Annotated in this window: 16 protein-coding genes; 10 read left to right on the top strand and 6 right to left on the bottom strand. The window is 43.7% G+C overall.

From position 1 onward, the window contains the following. The 4 genes from AAGA18_00005 to mutS form a co-directional block, all read right to left on the bottom strand. On the bottom strand, nucleotides 1–438 hold a 438-nt coding region (locus tag AAGA18_00005), incomplete at its 3' end, for a hypothetical protein (protein ID MEM9443706.1). 490 nt (nucleotides 439–928) lie between these two features. Next, a complete protein-coding gene (gdhA, locus tag AAGA18_00010) occupies nucleotides 929–2290 on the bottom strand; it encodes an NADP-specific glutamate dehydrogenase (protein MEM9443707.1) in 1362 nt (453 codons plus the stop codon). 75 nt (nucleotides 2291–2365) lie between these two features. Further along, nucleotides 2366–3361 (bottom strand): AEC family transporter, encoded by a 996-nt coding sequence (locus AAGA18_00015; protein ID MEM9443708.1) that lies wholly within the window; start codon nucleotides 3359–3361, stop codon nucleotides 2366–2368. A gap of 38 nt (nucleotides 3362–3399) precedes the next feature. Next, nucleotides 3400–5922 (bottom strand): DNA mismatch repair protein MutS, encoded by a 2523-nt coding sequence (gene mutS, locus AAGA18_00020; GenBank protein ID MEM9443709.1) that lies wholly within the window; start codon nucleotides 5920–5922, stop codon nucleotides 3400–3402. 99 nt (nucleotides 5923–6021) lie between these two features. Here mutS and AAGA18_00025 point away from each other — a divergent pair, with 99 nt between their 5' ends. Beyond that, nucleotides 6022–7251 carry a hypothetical protein gene (locus AAGA18_00025; GenBank protein ID MEM9443710.1) on the top strand — a complete coding sequence of 410 codons (1230 nt, stop codon included), beginning with the start codon at nucleotides 6022–6024 and terminating at the stop codon, nucleotides 7249–7251. On the opposite strand, the gene dnaA is transcribed toward AAGA18_00025, so the two are convergent. Beyond that, nucleotides 7244–8602 (bottom strand): chromosomal replication initiator protein DnaA, encoded by a 1359-nt coding sequence (gene dnaA / locus AAGA18_00030; GenBank protein ID MEM9443711.1) that lies wholly within the window; start codon nucleotides 8600–8602, stop codon nucleotides 7244–7246. The two genes, AAGA18_00025 and dnaA, sit on opposite strands and share 8 nt — an antisense overlap. A gap of 272 nt (nucleotides 8603–8874) precedes the next feature. Between dnaA and AAGA18_00035 the strand changes: the two genes are divergently transcribed. The 4 genes from AAGA18_00035 (at nucleotide 8875) to dusB (ending at nucleotide 11614) form a co-directional block, all read left to right on the top strand. Then, the gene (locus tag AAGA18_00035; protein ID MEM9443712.1) at nucleotides 8875–9330 is read left to right on the top strand and encodes an NYN domain-containing protein; all 456 of its coding nucleotides are present in this window, start codon (nucleotides 8875–8877) and stop codon (nucleotides 9328–9330) included. A gap of 79 nt (nucleotides 9331–9409) precedes the next feature. Next, nucleotides 9410–10243 carry a hypothetical protein gene (locus AAGA18_00040; protein ID MEM9443713.1) on the top strand — a complete coding sequence of 278 codons (834 nt, stop codon included), beginning with the start codon at nucleotides 9410–9412 and terminating at the stop codon, nucleotides 10241–10243. A gap of 15 nt (nucleotides 10244–10258) precedes the next feature. Continuing rightward, a complete protein-coding gene (locus AAGA18_00045) occupies nucleotides 10259–10453 on the top strand; it encodes a hypothetical protein (protein MEM9443714.1) in 195 nt (64 codons plus the stop codon). Nucleotides 10454–10555: 102 nt separating this feature from the next. Beyond that, a complete protein-coding gene (gene dusB, locus AAGA18_00050) occupies nucleotides 10556–11614 on the top strand; it encodes a tRNA dihydrouridine synthase DusB (protein MEM9443715.1) in 1059 nt (352 codons plus the stop codon). A gap of 19 nt (nucleotides 11615–11633) precedes the next feature. Here dusB and AAGA18_00055 read toward each other — a convergent pair whose 3' ends face one another. Continuing rightward, entirely contained in the window at nucleotides 11634–12446 is an 813-nt protein-coding gene (locus AAGA18_00055; GenBank protein ID MEM9443716.1) for an HAD-IIB family hydrolase, read from the bottom strand. A 131-nt stretch (nucleotides 12447–12577) separates the two neighbouring features. On the opposite strand from AAGA18_00055, the gene AAGA18_00060 reads away from it, so the two are divergent. The 5 genes from AAGA18_00060 (at nucleotide 12578) to AAGA18_00080 (ending at nucleotide 20345) form a co-directional block, all read left to right on the top strand. Then, nucleotides 12578–13102 carry a hypothetical protein gene (locus AAGA18_00060; protein MEM9443717.1) on the top strand — a complete coding sequence of 175 codons (525 nt, stop codon included), beginning with the start codon at nucleotides 12578–12580 and terminating at the stop codon, nucleotides 13100–13102. 225 nt (nucleotides 13103–13327) lie between these two features. Next, nucleotides 13328–14848 (top strand): DNA integrity scanning protein DisA nucleotide-binding domain protein, encoded by a 1521-nt coding sequence (locus AAGA18_00065; protein ID MEM9443718.1) that lies wholly within the window; start codon nucleotides 13328–13330, stop codon nucleotides 14846–14848. A gap of 45 nt (nucleotides 14849–14893) precedes the next feature. Then, on the top strand, nucleotides 14894–17359 hold the full coding sequence (locus tag AAGA18_00070) for a glycogen/starch/alpha-glucan phosphorylase (protein ID MEM9443719.1): 2466 nt from the start codon (nucleotides 14894–14896) through the stop codon (nucleotides 17357–17359). A gap of 134 nt (nucleotides 17360–17493) precedes the next feature. Then, entirely contained in the window at nucleotides 17494–19170 is a 1677-nt protein-coding gene (locus tag AAGA18_00075) for an ATP-binding protein (GenBank protein ID MEM9443720.1), read from the top strand. After that, nucleotides 19167–20345: an HD domain-containing phosphohydrolase gene (locus AAGA18_00080; GenBank protein ID MEM9443721.1), complete on the top strand. Its 1179-nt coding sequence runs from the start codon at nucleotides 19167–19169 to the stop codon at nucleotides 20343–20345. The genes AAGA18_00075 and AAGA18_00080 overlap by 4 nt, the downstream gene beginning before the upstream one ends. Nucleotides 20346–20456: the final 111 nt, after the last annotated feature.

The following is a 20456-nucleotide window of genomic DNA, read 5'->3' on the forward strand; positions in this document are numbered from 1 at the left end:
CCCCGAAGTGGTGGCTACGGTAAAGCCTACATCTCCTTGACCGGCACTTGGCCCATTGATTTCCACTCGCCAATATTCATCCCGATCAAAGGAAGCGATCACTTGGCTGCCCTTGTCTGTGGTCTTCATCCAGAAGCTCACAGAAAAAGCCGCATAGTTAGTCCCTTGATAGAAAAGGTTGTTAATAGCCACATAGTCATTGCTCCCATCGAACAAGAGGCCTCCGCTACTGGGATGCGTTCCGGAAGAAAAAGCGGCTCCCCCCATGAGGTGGCCGGTGTATCCGTTTCCAGTCAAATCGCTGGTGGTTAAGCCCGTGTCTTCTTCAAACTCATACTGCAATACTTGTGCAGATGCAGAGGTTATGAACATGCTTAATGCCAGCAGAAGTAGCCACTTTGTTACGTTAATGCCTATTTCTCTTTTTGCTCTCATCATTTTCATTGGTTTTGGTCGTGATCATTTTTTGACTGGATGGGTGGGTAAATCTTTTTACAAACACAAAAGGACAGAATTGTTAATCGCGATTACTTTGTCAAACAGAAGTTGCGTTATTGGATAATATTATCTATTTTAAAATTTTATTTCGGTATTTGCATCAATGCTTAATCTCCTAATTGCTAAGTGCTTACATGAGTTTTGATGCTTTTAAATTTGATCCGGGGTGAACTCTTGTGTTTTTGAAAATGTTGAAAGGACTGGGTTTGATCCCCTGACACTAGCCCCGATCTAAGCAGTAGGGTGCTCCGCACTAATTTTTTAGCTTTGATCCCCTGACACTAGCCCCGATCTAAGCAGTAGGGTGCTCCGCACTAATTTTTTAGCTTTCCCGGTCGAGCCGGAGGATGACGGGGTGGCAGGAGTCGTGAGGTGATGGGTTGGTCTCGAAGAGGGGGTGCAAGAGTAGCCACGTAGGAGGATGGATGAATCAGGTAACCCCGTAGGCCAACATAGAATCAGCAACTTTAATGAAACCCGCTAGATTCGCTCCCTTGACATAATCGACTTGATTCTTGCTTTCATCAAGCGTGCCGTATTTCACACATTTGTGATGGATATTGTGCATGATTTCTTGTAGCCGGGTGTCAACTTCTCCAAAAGGCCAGGAAATTCTAAGAGCGTTCTGGCTTTGCTCAAGACCAGATACGGCCACCCCTCCAGCATTGGCTGCCTTAGCTGGGCCATACAGCACGCCCGCCTTCTGAAACTCAATGACCGCTTCCCGAACACAAGGCATATTGGCACCTTCTGCCACGCCTATCAACTTATTGCTTAATAGTGTTTTGGCATCGCTTTCATCTAATTCGTTTTGGGTGGCACACGGAAATGCTAATTCACATGGCACAGACCAAAGCCTTTTGCCTGGATAAAATTCGCATTTAAAATGATCTGCGTATTCCCGTATAGAACCACGTCGTTGTTCCTTTAAGGTTTTTAGCCAATCAAGTTTCTGCTCTCTGATGCCTTCTTTATCATAGATAAACCCTGTGGAATCGGAGCAAGCAACTACTTTTGCACCAAGGTTATTAAGTTTTTGTATACAGTAAAGAGCAACATTGCCAGAACCTGATACAATACAGGTTTTACCGTTTACTGTGTCACCCACATGGTTAAGCATATGTTCCATAAAATAGGCCGTGCCGTAACCTGTTGCCTCTTTGCGAACTAAGCTTCCACCAAAGGTTAGTCCTTTTCCGGTAAGCACCCCAGTGAAGCGATTTTGTATCCGCAAATATTGTCCGTATAGATAACCGATCTCCCTTGCGCCTACTCCCATATCTCCCGCAGGAACATCTGTATGTTCTCCGATGTGCCGATGAAGCTCTGTCATAAGAGCTTGGCAAAACCGCATGACCTCACTGTCAGACTTGCCTTTGGGATTAAAATTTGAGCCACCTTTTGCTCCCCCCATTGGAAGACCTGTAAGACTATTTTTGAAAGTTTGTTCAAAACCAAGAAACTTTAAAATGCTTTGGTTAACCGTGGGATGAAAACGTAATCCACCTTTGTAGGGCCCAATCGTATTATTAAATTGCACACGCCAGGCACGATTCACATTAATATTTCCTTTATCATCCTGCCAGCACACGCGAAAAATAATGATGCGGTCCGGCTCTGTGAGTCGCTCTAATAGATTGGCTTCTAAATACTTTGGATTTTCTAAGACAAAGGGCATCAGAGATTCCACCACCTCTTGCACTGCTTGATGAAATTCTTTTTCGCCGGGGTTGCGATGACAGATGTCCTCCATGAAGGAGTTAACTTTTGTTTTTACCATCGTGTCAGTCATGAATGCTTACTTTAAATATCGGCCAATGCTCTTAAAAATCAAGCACCACAGTCCATTATCAAACAGAGGGTTATTTTATCCATTTGCTGGCAAAATAGAAATATTGAGCAACTGACAAGCAAATTGAATAAAAAGCGGAATGGTAATAAGACTACAGAGCGACGTATAGGCAACGCATTGTACTGTGGCTTGCTCATCAGCTCGATAGTGCTTGGCATAAATGATGGCCATTACTGCCGAGGGCATCCCTGCCTGAACTACCAAGACTCGCTGTAATTCCAGAGGAAGAGGAACCAAGACAAGCAGTAGTAAGAGGATTGCTGGAATAATTACTAATTTACCCAACAAACTTAGGACTCCTACTTTTATAGGTCTTAGTAGTGAAGACTTGCGAAAGACATCTATAAAAGATCCTCCAACCAGTAATAAGCCTATGGGTATAGAGCTTGCTCCAGTTATAGATAGAAAACTTTGCACGGCTTTGGGAAGCCAAGCTTCCGCATTGGTAGCATTGAGCATAAGTCCAATAAAAATAGCTAAGATTGGAGGATTCAGTAAAAGTATGAGCAATGAGCGCATATGTGAACTATTGCTCCTTATTCCCTTTTGGTGATTCGTTAATAGAACAAGCGCAATAGACCACATGGCCAGTTGCACACCCATATTAAAAAGAAAGAGCACGCCCATTGTATCTTGTCCAAAAAGCTCAAGGGTGAGAGGAATGGGAATATAACCCCAGTTATAAACGCCTATGCAATAGGCAAACGCATTGATCTGCGCAGGCTCTTTGAGCTTTCCTGCTTTAGCTAAAACTATCCCCACACCCAAACCCAGAGCAACACTTAGAAATCCTACCAGTGGTGTTAAAATTAGTATCTCTACATTTTCTAATCTCTCATTACCTACCAGGGCATCTAGTGTTAAACAAGGAATCAAGCAATTAATCAAGAGACTCAAAAAACACTGATTACTTTCTTCTTTGATGACCCCTAGCTTACGCAACAACATGCCCAGCCCTATGATAAGAAAAGCCGGTATACTGGCATTTAAAATTGTGGTGTATGTAGCCATATCATTTCAAGGCACTGGCGCCTTTAGGCCCTATCCGTTTAACTTCGCTTGAACAGATCGAGCTCTGGAAGGATATATTCCTTTTGCTTAGCTCGTTTCTTTTTTTTATTTTGCGAGGCTTCATTTGACTGTTGTTTAGAAATAAGATAAGGCTTACCTGTAGCATCTAGTTCTTCCTCCTCTAGATTGCGCAGGATTTCCTTCGCACGTTCCAAAACAATTTTAGGAAGACCTGCCAAGCGTGCTACTTGTATACCATAGCTCTTATCTGTTCCACCAGGAACTATCTTGCGTAGGAAAATAATTTGATCATGCCATTCCCTCACGGCCACGTTGTAGTTCTTACAGCCAGAAAGCAATAATGATAATTCCGTCAACTCGTGATAGTGTGTAGCAAAGAGCGTCTTAGCTTTAAGCTCATTGTGCAAATACTCAGCAACAGACCAGGCTATGGAAAGACCATCAAAGGTGGATGTTCCTCTCCCTATTTCGTCTAAAATAACCAAGCTATGCTCTGTTGCATTATTTAAAATATTAGCGGTTTCATTCATCTCCACCATGAAGGTTGACTGGCCACGTGATAGGTCGTCACTCGCACCAACCCGAGTAAAAATACGATCCAGCAGAGGAACCGATGCTGATTCGGCTGGCACATAGGACCCAGTATGCGCAAGGAGAGCGATGAGAGCTACTTGTCGTATATATGTGCTTTTACCCGCCATATTAGGCCCTGTCAAAATGACTAGCTTATTATCTCCATCATCTAGTAACACATCATTGGGAACAAACTTATCTGACGAAGGAATTTGTTCTAATACGGGATGGCGACCTTCGATAATCTCCAGCTTCCCGTTGTTAGAAATCACGGGACAGCGGTAGTTGTACAATCTCGCCAAAGTAGCCATAGATGCCAAAACATCTAACTGTGCTATTGCCCTAGCTAGCAATTGAATCCTAGGTGTAGCCTCTACAACTTTGTCGCGAATTTCTAGAAAGAGTTCGTATTCCAGTTGCTTCACACGTTCTTCTGCCCCTAGTATCTTAGATTCTATGTCCTTCAAATCAGGCGTAATAAACCTCTCGGCATTTACCATGGTTTGTTTGCGGATGTAGTGAGCAGGAACCTGATCCAAGTTAGATTTGGTAATTTCAATGTAATAGCCAAAGACTTGATTGAAACGGACTTTCAAAGACTTAATACCTGTGCGCTCTTGCTCGTCGGCCTGAAATTTTGCCAACCATGCCTTTCCATCCTTTGTTGCCGAACGAAGTTCATCGACATCCGCATGATAGCCATCGCAGATCAAAGATCCCTCCTTGATAGCAAGTGGCGGTTCGGGATGAATCGCTTCTGAGATGAGTTTTTCCAATTCCGGGATAGGCGTAAGTTGGTCTTTTAGCTTTTCCGTAAAAGGGGTTTCCAGGGAGATAGTAAGTCGCTGCAATTCGGGAATTTGTTCCAGAGATTGCCGCAGTGAATGAAGGTCCCGCGCGTTGCCAGATCCTTGAGCGAAACGAGAAATAAGCCTTTCTAAATCGCGAACTGATTTAAGTCTCTCTCTAAAATCCTCCAACCGACTGATGTCCTCTAACCAGCGCTTTATCACATGCTGACGTGCTTGGATTTGTAATTTATCCCTCAGTGCATGAAGAAGCCAATTACGCAGCTCTCGCCCTCCCATAGCTGTAGTTGTTTGATCAATCGCCTTGAGCAAGCTGGTGTCACTTGCGGAGCCTGAGTGATGCGAGATAACTTCCAAATTACGCTGGGTAATTGCATCAAGCACCAAAAAGTCATTCGTTAAGTATGGGCGAAGGTGGCGAACATGTGCGGCCGACCCACGCAAGCATTCCGTTACATAGTGAAGCAATGCCCCGGCCGATGCGGTGGCAGATGTCATATCCGCGCAACCAAAACCGTCCAGGGACTGCGTTTTGAAATGTTCGCATAAAGTTGAATGAGCAAACTCAAACTCAAAAACCCAGTCGTCATAGGGAGTCAGAACTGGATTAATTCCCTCAGGTAAGTGCGGTTTTTCTGCGTCTGATGGGTAAAGAAGTTCTTTAGGTTGGAGGCGCAGAAGTTCGTCCTGAATACTACGCTGATCTTTCGATTCCGTTAGGCGGAATTCACCCGTCGTCATATCCAAATAGGCAAAGCCATAATTCGCGCCCGCTTTAAAATAGGCTGCCAGAAAACGGTTTTCCTTCGGCTGGGTCAGTTCAAGGTCGACCACTGAGCCAGGGCTAAAAATTTGGGTTACCGCGCGGTCAACTACTTGTCCAGGCTTAGGCTCAGATACTTGGTCTCCAATAGCTACTCGGCGTCCAGCTTGGATGAGCTTGCCGATATAGCCTTCTGCAGCATGATGTGGCACACCACACATAGGCACCCCATTACGCTTAGTCAGAGTTAAGTTGAGTAAAGATGCGCCCAGTTTAGCATCTTCAAAAAACATCTCAAAAAAATCTCCCAGACGAAACAGTAACAAAGCATCAGAAGGTATCTCGGACTTAATTTTCCGATATTGCTGCATCATTGGAGTAAGTTTTTCTGACATAGCCTTAAGAAAGAGGAGGCTAGCGAGCGATCATGAATTAGGGAAGTGTGAATACATCAATAAATACTAGCCCCATAACTTTGCTTTATAGTAGCAAGCTTGAGACAGCCTGATACTCTCAATGCCATGAGGATTATTGTGACTGGATTGATTGGACAATATCCCTTTGGCGGTGTCGTTTGGGACTACATACAGTATGTCATTGGGTTTCGTAATCTAGGGCACGATGTCTTTTACCTGGAAGACTCTGGCGCTTGGCCTTACGACCCGATCAATAAGACCATTTCTAAGGACTGCACATACAACGTGCACTTTTTATCAAAAATGATGAGTGAGTTTAGTCTACAGGACCGCTGGATTTATAGAAATGCAGCAGATGGATCTTTCCATGGCTTAGGGGAGACCATGGCACGGGAACTCATGCGCGAAGGTGACTTGCTAGTAAATGTTTCTACGGCGAGTTGGCTTAAGCACTATGATTTGGGAATCAAGCACCAAATGTTTATTGATGGTGACCCTATGTTTTGCCAAGCCGGCATATGTAGAGACCCCAAGTCAGATTATACCAAGCGTTTGCTGGCTCATGATTCGCATTTCACCTTTGGACTAAAAGTAGGCGAGCCAGACTGCCTGGCGCCTGATACGGGCATTGAATGGAAAAAGACCGTCCAACCCATTGCACTTGAGTATTGGAAAAGAGAAGGCGACCACTTTGTTAAAGCATCTCCTGAACCGAAACAAAATTCATTCCCAAGTCTTAGCGAATCGTGGACAACGGTTATGAATTGGATGAGCTATAAACCTATGATCTGGGAGGGAGAAGCATATCTGCAAAAGAGCGAAGAGTTTCAAAAATTTGAAGAATTACCCGCCAAGTCCAACCATTCTTTCTCTGTTGCCATGGGTCAAGGTGTTGGTGCAGAAAGGCCTACAGAGCACTTGAAAAGCAAAGGGTGGCATATTCTGGAACCTGATGAGTCGATACCAAATCACTGGAGCTACCGTGATTTTATAGGGGCATCATATGGAGAATGGAGTATCGCCAAGCACGGTTTTGTTAAGGGGCGAACAGGGTGGTTCAGCTGCCGGAGCGCTTGCTATCTAGCTGCGGGGAAGCCCGTTTTAGTTCAAGATACAGGCTGGACTGATGTTTTGCCCAGCGGCGAGGGGGTTTTTGCTTTTGTCACGATGAATGACTGTCTAACGTGCCTTGATAGAATGAAAGAAAACTATAAGCATCACTGTGATTCCGCGCTAGCATTTGCCAAAAAGCATTTTGACAGCACTAAGGTGTGCCATGAGCTTTTAGAGCAAGCAAAGCTTATTTGACACCTTCAAGTTTGGTGGTCACGTAGTCTACAGACTGGCGAAATTTTTCGTCGCTATTTATGCGGCCCTCCACAGTCTTGCATGCGTGAAGAACGGTTCCATGGTCGCGTCCTCCAAAAGCATCTCCAATTTCTTGTAAGGACTTTGCGGTAAGCCTTCTGCTTAGATACATAGCTACCATTCTGGGAACCGCTATGTTGGCTGGTCGACGCTTGCTGGTCATGTCAGTCATGCGAATATCGAATCGCTCTGCCACACGTTTTTGGATTCCTTCGATGGTGATAACCTGACGTGCTTCTTGTTGAATAAAATCTTTTAGAAGATGTTCTACCTGTTCCTGGGTGATCTTTCGGTCATTGAGCGTAGCCCATGCGGCAACACGATTAAGCGCACCTTCTAGACGACGAATATTCGCTTTCACCCGCTCTGCTATAAATAGAAGGACAGAGTCGCCAAGACGAACTTTGATCTTTTGCGCCTTAGCCCTCAGTATGGCTAAGCGTGTTTCAATATCTGGCGGTTGCAGCTCTGCAGTGAGTCCCCATTCAAAACGCGACACTAATCTTTGCTCTAAATTCGACACATCACTAGGTGGTGCATCACTGGAAAGAACAATTTGTTTATTACCATCAAAGAGCGCATTAAAAGTATGAAAGAACTCTTCCTGTGAGCGATCTTTTCCTGAAAAAAACTGAACGTCATCAATTAAAAGCACCTCCGCATGACGAAAGCGGCGACGAAACTTCACAAGCTCTCCGTGCTGAATTGCATCAATAAACTCGTTGGTAAACTGCTCTGAGGTTACATAAACGACCTTTGCACTCGGTTTGCGTTGAATAATGTGATGGCCTACCGCATGCATTAAATGTGTCTTACCTAAACCTACAGCACCATGAATAAACAAAGGATTATATACTTTAGATGGTGACTCAGAAACTGCCAAGGCAGCTGCATGAGCAAACTGATTATTTACACCTACAACAAAGCTCCTAAATTCATAATTGGCTTTGAGTTTAGCACGGTAATCCTTATGTCTAGTGCTTTGCACATCTGCTACGGGTATAGGATTTTCTGTCTTTGGAGAGTCTTCTTTAGGAGAGGGGCTTGATTCTGTAGATTCGAAGACAACATCAACATTCTGTCCTATGACAAGCTCAGCAGCTTGCTTTAACTGGCCAAGATAATTTTCTTCTATCCAATACTGATAGATGGAATTATCAACCCCAAGTGTAAGACGCCCCGACTCATAGCCACAAGCCGTGATGGGAGAGAACCAACGTTGATACGCATCCGGTGAAATTAAATTTTGTAACTCATGGCATACCTTGTTCCAAAGAAGTTCTGAATCCATTGATGTAGTGCCGTTGTTGATCATGTGTTGTGCTATTAGATCTTCTGGAATTCTACAGACAAGAAGAAAAACCAATTTGAGAAAAATAGTCACATATCAATACCTATTTCTATCCTCTAAGATGGTCATTGCCTACGCTCACGTGCTTTTTTTCTTTCTTTCACTTGACTTAGAAAATAAGTCACAAATCCTTGGCTTCAGTTAACTGGGAACTAAATCCGCCGTTTTCTAGGAAAAATTTGTTTTAAAGCGATTTCTGATTTTGGCAGACTATGGAGACTTCAGGACAATATCTTCTTGTCGACGGACACAGTGTTATTTTTCACTGGCCCGAATTGCGGCGTGTTCATGAAAAAGATAGAAGAAAAGCTCGCAGTCTTCTAATTCGCAGTCTAAAAGAGTTACACGATACAACTGACTGGTTGGTGACCCTCGTGTTTGATGGTAAGCAAGGCCAATGCGAAAAGCCTCAGGCTGGACAAATGGTTATATTGTATGCAAAAGCCCACCAGACTGCAGATGGACTTATCGAGAGGCTAACCGCTCAAGTGGAAGAGGCCAAACGTAGCTTGGTATGGGTTGTAACCGCTGATGGAGTGGAAAGGAAGACTGTTGAGTCGCTTGGAGCCGTCTCAGTAGACCCTGATTGGCTCAAGAGAGAGCTTGAGCTTCAGGGACAAAATTGGAAGCAGTCGCTTGGTGAGGTTCACAGGCGCGCAAAATGGTAAATGTTTATAATTGACAGAAATTCAGTTTTATAGAATTCTACGTAAGTAGCTACAAATAGAGAGAATACAGGAGTTAATAATGTCAAATTCGGGAAAAGTCTTTCCTATCTTAACGATACTGATTAGCGTGGGTTGCATAGCTTTGGGCGTTATGATTGGTCTGAAGAAGACGCAGTATCAAACGCAGTTAAGCCAGGTTGAGGCCACGCTGAAACGGGCGGAGGTTTGGGGTGGCTACACCGGTGATTTTATGACCAATCCTCGTGAACCAGATGCTACTTTGCAAAGAGCTAGTGCCTTTACACAGGAGCTTCAGGACGAAAAAATTGAACTAGATAAAGCCTATGCTCAACTACAAACCGATTACGATACGTCTCAATCCAATGTCCAAAAACTAACAACTGATCTCACAGCAACCAAACGCAAACTCGATGAAACAACCGGCCAGCTAGAAGAGACGCAAGGCAAGCTTGTTTCTGCTGAAGGCAAACTTAAAAGTATCGATGAAGCGCTAAAAGGACGCGACCCTGCGGCAGTAGCTCAAGAACTGGATGAACGGAATGAAGCCTTCAAGATATTACGTGCAGAGAAAGATATTCTAGATGATAAAATAGCCAGTCTCAGCAATAAAGTTCAGAAATTTCAAGAGCTAGAGCAACTATCTCAGGAACAACGCGCGCCTCTGTCGCTATCCGGAAAAATAGTCGCCATTAACAAAGAATGGAATTTCGTAGTTCTCAATGTGGGTAAGGATGATAGATTGGTGGATGGTATTGACCTTACCGTTTATCGTGGGAATGATTTAATCGCCAAGGTTCGCACTGTCTCCGTAGAGGCTAATACAGCAATTGCTGACATACTACCTGATTGGGTGAAAAGTGAAATTCAGGTTGGCGATCAAGTCATTTTCTGACAAGTTACTAGTAGTATGTTATCTCGAATATTTCTTTGTGTTACAGGATTTTTATTTCTGCAAGTATTTTGCTCATGTGCCACAACCAGTGGTGATGAAGAAGAACGCGTCTCTACTCTTCCTTGGAACAAACCCCAGGGTTGGGAAGGGAAGGGTCCTGCCGGTAGTATAATAGGTGGCGCTGGCGGTTTGGGTAATCCTGTCTACTAGTCGGAAGCCTTCACAACCTACTGAGACAGATATAGGCTGGATTTAAAGATTTCTACGTCTTCATCATTGGTGATTACCTTATGAACGAGCAACCAGCACTCGATGCTTAGTCACCAAGAAAAGATCCCTCAGAAGAAGGGAACCTACTCACTTTATCTCAAGGAGCTTTGCTTGAAGTCCCCTCTCTTTTTATCTCCTATGGCTGGTTACACAACCTTACCTTTTCGCGTAGCCATACGATCACTAGGGGGCTTATCTATTGCGACAACAGACTTAGTCAATGCCAGGTCCTTGTTGGAAATGAACCCCAAAGGAATTCGGATGGTATCTACTTGCAGCCAGGATCGACCTTTGGGCGTTCAGCTATTTGGTTCTAAAACACAAGAGTTATGCGATGCAGCAAAATTTCTGGAAGACCTAGGCATTGATCTCATCGATCTGAACATGGGATGCCCAGTTGACAAGATTACTCGACAAGGTGGCGGAGCCGCTTTGATGCAAGATGAGGAATTAACTGAGGAACTTGTGGGTGCTATTGTTCGGTCGGTCCATTTACCTGTCACCGTAAAAATGAGATTGGGGTGGAATGACGATACCATCAATGCCCATCGCATTGCACCACGACTAGAAGAGATGGGGGTAGCTGCTATAGCCATCCATGGGAGAACTCGCGAGCAAGGGTTTTCCGGGAACGTCAATTTAGAAGGAATTAAAGCCGTAGTAGATTCTGTAAAGAGTATCCCTATCATCGGTAATGGAGATGTTCATTCCCCCAAAGATGCTAATCGAATGCTTAATGAAATGGGTTGTAAAGGAGTCATGGTAGGCCGAGCAGCATTAGCTAACCCATTTTTTTTTAAGCAAACCCTGCATTACTTAACCAGGGGAGAACTAATTCCTGAACCGACACTAGAACAACGTATCATGTTTATGCACAAGCACTTTGCATTAGCACTTAAGTACTATGGAGAAATGGATGCTTGTTTGCATTTTCGAAAAATGCTTACTGGTTATAGCGAGCATTTTCCAAAGAAAGAGGTCTGGCGCCGTGAGACGCAAACTCTTTCTACTGCAGAGGAGTATCTGGCAATTGTTAAAAAGCTAACGGATGGAGCGGTTTCTAAGAGTTGCTCTATGCCAAATTTGCAGTCCCTCATCTAATCGAAATACTAATGAACGATTAGAGGAAACCAAAGTGTTCGAGGCCCTCAATAATCCCTGAAGCGTAACACCCATTCAATCCGTCTTTGCCTTCGGCGAAGTATATTTTATCGATCACACCATTAGATTCTCCCACTTTTTTAGTTTCTTGCCTTACTTCATCAATCGCGTTAGCAACCAAGATGGAACGATAACCATAGGTTAGGGCAGAAATATCGTTACCCGAATCGCCCGCATAGATAATTTCTTCTTTGGACAATCCTTTCCTTTGACGAAGGTATTCAAGACCTTCCATTTTATTAGCCTTTGAGGGCATAATATCTAACAATCCAATACCAATCATCTCATCAACTGAGTAGGTAACATCGGCGTCTGAGCAGAGCCGACCAATGACCTGACGCACTTTGCTAATGACTGACCTCGCCTGAGAAAGGTTATCAATGAAAAAACTTGCTTTAAAGTCATTTTGGTGGTGTGCCTCCTGCAGTCTCAAATCCCTTGTTTGGGAAAGTTCCTCCTTTATTTTATCTATATCCCATGTGGGAGTTAGAAGCCTTATCTTTTCAATATAACCTAGTTCTTCTATAAACTCTCCGTTTGCCGTATCTACTTGGTAGACCTTTGTACCCACTTCAGTAACTGCATAGCTAGGTAGCGGAGGGTGGTACAAAGACATCCCTTCTCGAATCTGTTGCTCATTCCTACCTGTAACGTAGATTAACGTCATTTTATGCCTCTCTATAAGCTCCTTAAGCTTTGCCATTGAATCGTCATATGGCTGTTTTCCATTGGGAAATAAGGTTCGGTCAAGGTCCGTGGCAAGTATTGGCATAAATTTTTTATTTCATTTACTTTTCAATATCTCTGAAAACTTCTAGCTGAAGCCCAATGGCTGTCTAGCTTTATAGAGATTTTCATAGAAATTGATGGTTAATCCAAAGATCTGCTGTAAATTTAAATAATATGCGGAATTTAGACAGTTTCCACTATGCCTTAGAGAATACTGAGATGTTACTCGAACCTGAGCGACGTCTCGAGACATTCGGCACCTCTATTTTGAACTACTACTTAGTCACTGAGGAGATGGACAACATCAACCACTCCAATGTTCGCCAGGGCAAGATAGTTGCAGAAAAGCCCGATATCATTACTCCCGAAAAAATGTCCAAACTTTTACTAGAAGGTTTTGGCCAAGAAGGTGAAGCTTTTGTCGATGCCTTAGGACCAAAGTTGCGCAAGCTTGCTGTATTACAGTATGGCTTCAATCTCTCCAAGAAAGATTTGAAATTCTACCAACTGCACGAGCCCATTCAGGAAGTCTGTGAAAAAGTCTGTACCGAGGTAAAGTCTAAGAATGACCCTCTCTCAGTGGTTATGAAGGGAGTGGACGACGCTTGGGAAGTAAGCCTACTTAAATTTATGGTCGAGATGGTTGCTTCGTCAGGGCAGAGCAATTTTAAAGATCTAAAGGACTTAGGCTTTATCTAGCTATCTGGAAAGGTTTTTCCTGTCCGGTTAACTCTTTCAATTTTACATCACCTCCTTTTGTAGAGCTCTATAGCATATTCCATTGTTATTTTTCTTTGCCATATAAAACTTTGTTGATGCGTGATGGTTGTAACGTCTACGATATCTATTATACTTACTGATTAAGAATTGGGTATTTATGTAGCCTTAGTATTTGCTGGTTAGCATGCTTGTGAGAAACACCATATGGATGGTATACATATTTGGAAAATAGCCATAGATATAGCGATAAGCGCGCTGTTACTAAGGATGGTATTAGGGTGGCTTGTTACTTACAACCGCCTATTCTGGCTTGTAGTAGCTTTGTTGGGTTTGGTATGTAGTGGCTATTTAGTCGCTCACTTTGATCTACCTTTTTCCTTCTACTTAATGCTGGCCCTTGCCGGACCACTTCTCATTATTCTCTTTCTCTCCTTCTTACCTGAATTAGGTCGCATCCACCAAGCTATTAGCCATGGGAATATCTTCGGATGGAAAGCAGAAGCTACTTTTGAAGTCATCAGGGAATTATCCGATGCCTTGTTTGAACTGGCACAGAAAAGAAGAGGCGCGTTAATTGTGATACCTCAGGCAGACAGCGTTGAAAGCCTCCTTAGTGGTGGTGAGGAAATAGATGCTAGACTCAGTAAGACAATCTTACTGTCCATCTTTAACACTAAATCCCCAAGGCATGATGGCGCGGTCCTACTCAATAGAGACCGTGTCGTTCGTGCAGGAGCTGTCTTGCCCTTAGCCTCGGCCGAGGGTGCTGACTCAGAACTTGGAACACGGCACTTGGCTGCACTAGGCCTAAGCGAACGCTCCGATGCTCATGTTATAGTTGTCTCGGAGGAAAGAGGATCCGTATCTTTTGCCAAAGAAGGTGCTTTGAAAGTACTCCCATCCAAGACGGAGGAAGATTTGGAGTCTTCGCTTATTGACTATATGGAAATAGGCGAAAACAAATCAAAGACTAAGAAATCCATTATGGTCTCTTTGCTTCTATGGCTTATTGCCTGTGGTATATCACTTGCTGGAAGCATTCAAATAGAGCGACATAAAATTGAAGAGAAGCGCAAAGTTGAGCTAGCATTAGCCAGCCAGAATAAAGCCAGCAAGCTAGTCAAAGTGGCCATTAGTTACACAGGTAAGCCAGAAAATTTATTCTTTGCGGGCGAAACCCCTCCTAGTGAGTGCGAAGTTCTGCTCCAATATCCTGAAAACATTACGATACCTGAGCAACTCACTCTAACTTTGGATATATCTCAATATAAAGCTAGTGACCAGGCCCATGAGATCAATCTTTCCAAGGACATGGTTAAAAATCTACCTGCCGAGTTAGAGATCACAGATATCAAGCCAGTCTCTATCAGCTTAGTTTTAGCGGAAATCAAACGATTGCAACTTGATGTGAAGCCTCCTGAGATTACAGAGCTCAATGAATCTTTAAAACTCGTTTCCATTAAACTCCTAAGGCCCCAAGTGTTTGCCGAAGTCCGCGACTTAAAATTCGAGCAGAGTCCTGGACTGAAGTGTTTTCCATTAGATGTTTCGTCTATTACTCATGCTGGAACACACAGACTAAAAGCTAAACTAGATCTCCCGGTGACAATCACTCTGGTAAATCAAAAATTTTCTAATGAGGGCCTAGATATAGAGATTGTTGTTGAAGACAAAAACCCCACGCCTGAACCTCATGCGGAACCAACGCCTCTGCCGGAACCATGATTCTAATTCTTTGACTTCCTGCCTCCCGCTAGTTAAAAGACAATCATGGGTACAGATACGTCTTTTCATTCGGTTTTAGAAAATAGCCCGGAAGTCTTTAAAGAGGACATTCTCCGTCATTTGAAATTTACACTAGCTAGAGATAGGCATACCGCAACAAGGCGTGATTGGTATTTGTCAACCTGTAGCGCTATTCAAGACCGCATTGTGGAGCGTTTAATTGCCACACAAGCAGTCCATAACCAGAAGAACGTGCGCAGGGTTTATTATCTTTCTCTAGAATTTTTGATGGGGCGACTCTTTACCAACTCACTTTACAACGCGGGAGTATATGAAGAAGTGGAAACCGCTATGAAAGAATTAGGTTTTGATGTTGAGGGAGCTCGAAATGAAGAATATGACATGGGGTTAGGCAATGGGGGACTAGGCCGCTTAGCCGCATGCTTTTTGGATTCTTTAGCAACATTGGATTACCCCGCTATTGGTTATGGCATCCGCTATGAATATGGTTTATTCAAGCAAGAGTTTCAAAACGGACATCAAGTCGAATTACCCGATGATTGGGCTAAATTCGGTGTGCCCTGGGAAATTTGCCGACCTCAGTTCGCGATTCCAGTAGAATTATATGGCAATGTAGAAAATATCTTTGATGATTCGGGGAGCTATGTCGCTAAATGGGTAAACACATGGAAACTTCTAGGAACACCATATGATATACCTATTCCCGGTTACGGGACTCCTACTGTAAACTTTTTGCGATTATGGGAATCTGGGTCAACCGAGGATTTTGATTTTGCTGCATTTAATCAAGGCGGCTACAGCGAGGCCGTTAGAGATAAGAATTTTGCTGAAACGATCACGAAGATCTTATATCCCAACGACAGCACGGAAAATGGGAAAGAGCTTAGGCTAGTTCAACAGTATTTCTTTGTCTCCTGCTCATTGAAAGATATTGTCAGAAGATTTCATAAATCTAACCGGGATTGGAAAGTCTTCCCCGAAAAAGTCGCTATACAGCTCAATGATACACATCCAGCTATAGCAGTTGCCGAACTCATGCGCCTACTCCATGACGAAGACAAGCTACCTTGGGAACAAGCTTGGTCTATCGTGACAAGTACTTTTTCTTATACAAATCACACGCTCTTACCTGAGGCCCTAGAGAAATGGAGTGTTGGTCTCTTTGAGAAAGTTTTGCCAAGACACATGCAAATTATTTATGAGATCAACAAAAGATTTCTCGCAGAAGTAGAAGAAAAATGGCCAGGTGACGATGAAATGAAACGCCGCTTGTCACTCATCGAAGAATCCGGAGAAAAAATGGTGCGAATGGCTTACTTGGCCGTGGTAGGTAGCCATACCGTTAATGGAGTTGCTGCCCTTCACTCAAGACTTCTCAAGCAAACTCTTTTCGCAGATTTTGAATCACTAAATCCTGACAAAATTGTCAATGTCACAAATGGTATCACTCCTAGGAGATGGCTTCAGGCTTGTAACCCTCGCCTATCTACTCTGATCACTGAACACATAGGAACGGAATGGGCAAGAAATTTAGACGAACTAAGAAAACTAGAACCCTTTGCCGATGATGCTTCTTTTCAAGAGCGATTTATGGCCACAAAACACGAAAATAAAGTGGATTTAGCAGAAATCATTAAAAATGAATGCGGCGTCGTCGTAGATCCTCATGCGTTATTCGACGTCCAGATCAAACGTTTGCACGAATATAAAAGGCAACACCTTAACTTGCTGAATATTCTTTCTGCTTACCGCCGTATCCTTCAAAATCCCGATCTAGATATTCAACCAAGAGTGTACCTATTCGCAGCCAAGGCGGCACCTGGGTATGCCCTGGCCAAGTGTATTATTAAGGCAATCAATGCAGTTGGTGAGAAGATCAACAATGACCCTAAGGTGAAGGACAGGATCAAAGTTATATTTCTACCTAATTATCGAGTTTCTCTGGCTCAAAGAATCATACCTGCTTCGGATCTTTCAGAACAAATTTCCACCGCAGGCAAGGAAGCTTCAGGGACAGGTAATATGAAACTAGCTTTGAATGGATCGCTAACTATTGGAACCCTTGATGGCGCTAATGTTGAGATCAAAGAGCAGGTCGGCGATGAGAATATTTTCATTTTTGGCATGACTGTAGAGGAAGTCACAGAGCTCAAGAAAAAGGGGTATAATCCCCATGATTATTATCAACAAAACGAGGAGATTCGCACATTGGTTGACTGGATTGGCTCCAATTATTTTACTCCTGATGAACACGGTGCTTTGAGTCCTCTGAGGGACAGTTTTCTTACTGGTGGGGACCCTTTTATGATTTTGGCGGATTTTGAATCTTATAAACAGAAGCAACTGGAAGTGGATACAGTTTACAGAGATAAAGCTCGCTGGGCTAAAATGGCTATTTTAAATACGGCTCGCATTGGTTTCTTCTCAAGCGACAGAACCATCCGCGAGTATGCAGAGAAGGTCTGGAAATTAAAAACTGTTCCCGTTTAACAAACTCCTCCAAAGGGCCCCTAATCTCTGCCTAACTTTGGTCGATACTTCCCATAGGGAGTCCGTTGATTCTTCAAAATCAGAAACTCTTTAGCGAGCGTGTACTATAAAATGTCTCACTACTAGAGGAGCTAATGGCAGTAGAGAGTGACACAGGGAGTTGGGGCCATGTCAAGGTAGTTGCGGTAGACGACGACCGCAATTTTCTTAGAGTACTGAAGTGTGCAGTTCAAAAATTGGGAATAGATCTCATTTGTTTCGAAGAGGGCACTGCTGCTCTAGAATACATACTGCAGGGGGATATTGATCTTCTTCTATTAGACTTAGGTTTACCTGACATTACTGCGGATGATCTTGTAGATAGGCTAAATAAATCCAATCGTGCCGTTCCTTTCATCCTTATTACCGCACTCTCAGATACTGCTCTAGCTGTAGATTGGATGAGACATGGCGCAGCTGACTACCTGGTAAAGACCAGCGAGCTAATTGAGATGATCCCCGCTGTTATTGAACGAACTCTCAAGCAACTCAAGCGTGAAAAGAAACTCGTAGAGGTTGAAGATAGCCTGCGATTAGTTCAAAGCGCTGTCGAACAAGCCTCAGATGGTGTTGTGATTTTCACCTCTGATGAGACTGATCCCTCCATCGTCTACTGCAATAAATCTTTTTCATTACTCTTACAAACCACTCCTGAGACTCTTGAGGGGCAGAAAATGAGCCGATTGGAGGTGCTTTATAAAGAGTTTACCAAGGTCATTGAAAATGCTGATCTCGCTGCTGCCGGTGACTATGAATGCCGTTGGATCGGCATTGATGGACGGCCTAGAGAATTAAGCCTCCAAGCCTTCCCAGTGCTCAATCGCCTCAATCAAGTGATCTCATTCATGGTTTGGGTTAGAGATGTCACCAAGCATAATCGAGTCCTACGACAGCTCAGTGAGGCACAAAAACTTGAGTCAATTGGCCGCTTGGCTTCGGGCGTTGCTCATGAGGTAAATACTCCCATTCAATACGTGCACGAGAACTTGCGTTTTTTAGAAAAAAGCGCCAATGAAGCTCTAGAGATTCTAGACAAGCTCAAAATTCTTGCCTCCAAAGGGCAAGAAAACAGTTTAGATGAAATCCGCAGAGCCATTGAAAATCTTGATTTGAATTTCTTAAAATCTGAAGTGCCGGGAGCCTTAAACGACTCTCTCGAAGGGATCGACCATGTCACCAAAATAGTCAAAACCATGAATGAGTTTTCTCATCCTGGCACAGGTAAAAAAGTTCGCTTTGATATTAATCGCGCCATTGAGGGAGCCATTATGATGACCCGCACGCAATGGAAGCATCACGCACAGGTATTGACCTACCTAGATCCCTCCATGCCATTAATTGACTGTGTGCCAGATGAAATTCAAAGAGTCGTGCTAAATCTCATTACCAATGCGGTACATGCCGTCAAGCACGCAGAGCCTTTGCATGACAAGGGATGGAAAGGAACCATAGCTATCCGCAGCAGGTATTTGGGTAATAATGTCGAGATGAGAATACGCGACACAGGCGCTGGAATACCCGAACAGCACTGCCCCAGAATTTTTGAACCCTTTTTTACAACTAAAGGGGTGGGAGAGGGAACTGGTCAAGGTCTGGCTATGTCTAGAACCATTGTGCTAGACCGGCATGAAGGCTCGCTAGATTTTGAAACCGAGGAGGGCAAGGGCACTATTTTCATCATGACACTACCTGTTGGCATACAAAAGGAAATGGCGAGGAACCAGCGTTCTCCTAAAACTCTCCTTGCTAATCATGTTGAGGGAGAGAGATGACCGATAAAATTCTGTATGTCGATGATGATCCAAAGATTCTAGCAGCCTATCAAAGAAACTTTCGAGATCGTTATCAGTTCGATACCGCTCCTAACGGAATAGAGGCATTATCTGCCATTAAAGAAAAAGGGCCATATGCCGTGGTCGTTGCAGATATGAAAATGCCAGAAATGTCTGGCTTAGACTTGTTAATTACCCTCCATAAAGAGCATAGCGATACTTCACGAATCATGCTTACAGGTAATACCGACCAATCTACAGCCATAAACGCTGTTAATAGGGGGCATGTTTACCAATTTCTAACTAAACCATGTCCGAACGAAATGCTTGCTATGGCCTTAGATAGCGGGATCAAACAATACCGCCTCATATCGGCAGAGCGCGAGCTTTTAGAGAAAACATTGAAAGGTTCCGTCAAAGTGCTGACGGATATTCTTTGCATGCTTCAGCCGCCTTCCTTCGGGCATTCGCAAAAACTAAGAGATTATGTTCGAACTTTTGCTAGAGAACTCGGACTGCAAGATACCTGGAAGCTCGAAGTAGCATCTATGTTGAGCTCGATTGGCTACATGGCAATACCACCAGATGTCATCGAACGCTATGTTGATGGAGAGCCACTAGCCCCGTCGGAGAAAGATATGATCCGGCGCATGCCAGAATTGGGTGCAAACCTTCTCCAAAATATTCCACGACTTGATGAGATTGCTCATATCATTCTGTATCAAAACAAGTTATTCGATGGAACTGGCTTTCCCGAAGATGGTGTATCAGGTAAGGATATTCCTTTAGGCGCAAGAATTATAAAATTGCTACAAGATATTATTCAGGTGGAAACCATGGAATCTATGGACATGACTCGACCAAAAGCATTAGACTATATTAAAGCTCGAGAGGGTTGGTATGATCCAGCTTTACTTGAGCGCACTAACTCTTGGCTAGAAAGATACTTAAAAGAAGCACCAAGGGCAGAGGTCATCATTGAGAACCTAAAGCCTGGATATGTTCTACTCGATGATTTGCAAACCTTGGAAGGCCTTAAGCTAGTCGGAGCAGGCCATACGCTTACACCTGTCGTCTTGCAGAGAGTGCGCAATTTTGCCCAACTCAACCAGATTCGTGAACCTATTATCATTGAGGAGACTTCCATCGAAGAAGAATATGACCAGGCCCTTTAAACCAGCTGGTGTCATAGAAGTTGAACGAGATGCGTAAAAGCTTGCACCACTAAAAAAGAGCGTCGACGAAGATGTATCAATCGCTTCGTCAGAGCTTAGACCTTACAGGTC

The organism is Verrucomicrobiota bacterium, assembly GCA_039192515.1.
GTDB lineage: Bacteria > Verrucomicrobiota > Verrucomicrobiia > Methylacidiphilales > JBCCWR01 > JBCCWR01.

What these genes read in the sequence shown, in the direction of transcription:
- gdhA (MEM9443707.1), bottom strand. Translation starts at nt 2,290, where the DNA reads ATGACTGACACGATGGTAAAAACAAAAGTTAACTCCTTCATGGAGGAC.
- AAGA18_00015 (MEM9443708.1), bottom strand. Translation starts at nt 3,361, where the DNA reads ATGGCTACATACACCACAATTTTAAATGCCAGTATACCGGCTTTTCTT.
- mutS (MEM9443709.1), bottom strand. Translation starts at nt 5,922, where the DNA reads ATGTCAGAAAAACTTACTCCAATGATGCAGCAATATCGGAAAATTAAG.
- dnaA (MEM9443711.1), bottom strand. Translation starts at nt 8,602, where the DNA reads ATGGATTCAGAACTTCTTTGGAACAAGGTATGCCATGAGTTACAAAAT.
- AAGA18_00035 (MEM9443712.1), top strand. Translation starts at nt 8,875, where the DNA reads ATGGAGACTTCAGGACAATATCTTCTTGTCGACGGACACAGTGTTATT.
- AAGA18_00040 (MEM9443713.1), top strand. Translation starts at nt 9,410, where the DNA reads ATGTCAAATTCGGGAAAAGTCTTTCCTATCTTAACGATACTGATTAGC.
- AAGA18_00045 (MEM9443714.1), top strand. Translation starts at nt 10,259, where the DNA reads ATGTTATCTCGAATATTTCTTTGTGTTACAGGATTTTTATTTCTGCAA.
- dusB (MEM9443715.1), top strand. Translation starts at nt 10,556, where the DNA reads ATGCTTAGTCACCAAGAAAAGATCCCTCAGAAGAAGGGAACCTACTCA.
- AAGA18_00055 (MEM9443716.1), bottom strand. Translation starts at nt 12,446, where the DNA reads ATGCCAATACTTGCCACGGACCTTGACCGAACCTTATTTCCCAATGGA.
- AAGA18_00060 (MEM9443717.1), top strand. Translation starts at nt 12,578, where the DNA reads ATGCGGAATTTAGACAGTTTCCACTATGCCTTAGAGAATACTGAGATG.
- AAGA18_00065 (MEM9443718.1), top strand. Translation starts at nt 13,328, where the DNA reads ATGGATGGTATACATATTTGGAAAATAGCCATAGATATAGCGATAAGC.
- AAGA18_00070 (MEM9443719.1), top strand. Translation starts at nt 14,894, where the DNA reads ATGGGTACAGATACGTCTTTTCATTCGGTTTTAGAAAATAGCCCGGAA.
- AAGA18_00075 (MEM9443720.1), top strand. Translation starts at nt 17,494, where the DNA reads ATGGCAGTAGAGAGTGACACAGGGAGTTGGGGCCATGTCAAGGTAGTT.
- AAGA18_00080 (MEM9443721.1), top strand. Translation starts at nt 19,167, where the DNA reads ATGACCGATAAAATTCTGTATGTCGATGATGATCCAAAGATTCTAGCA.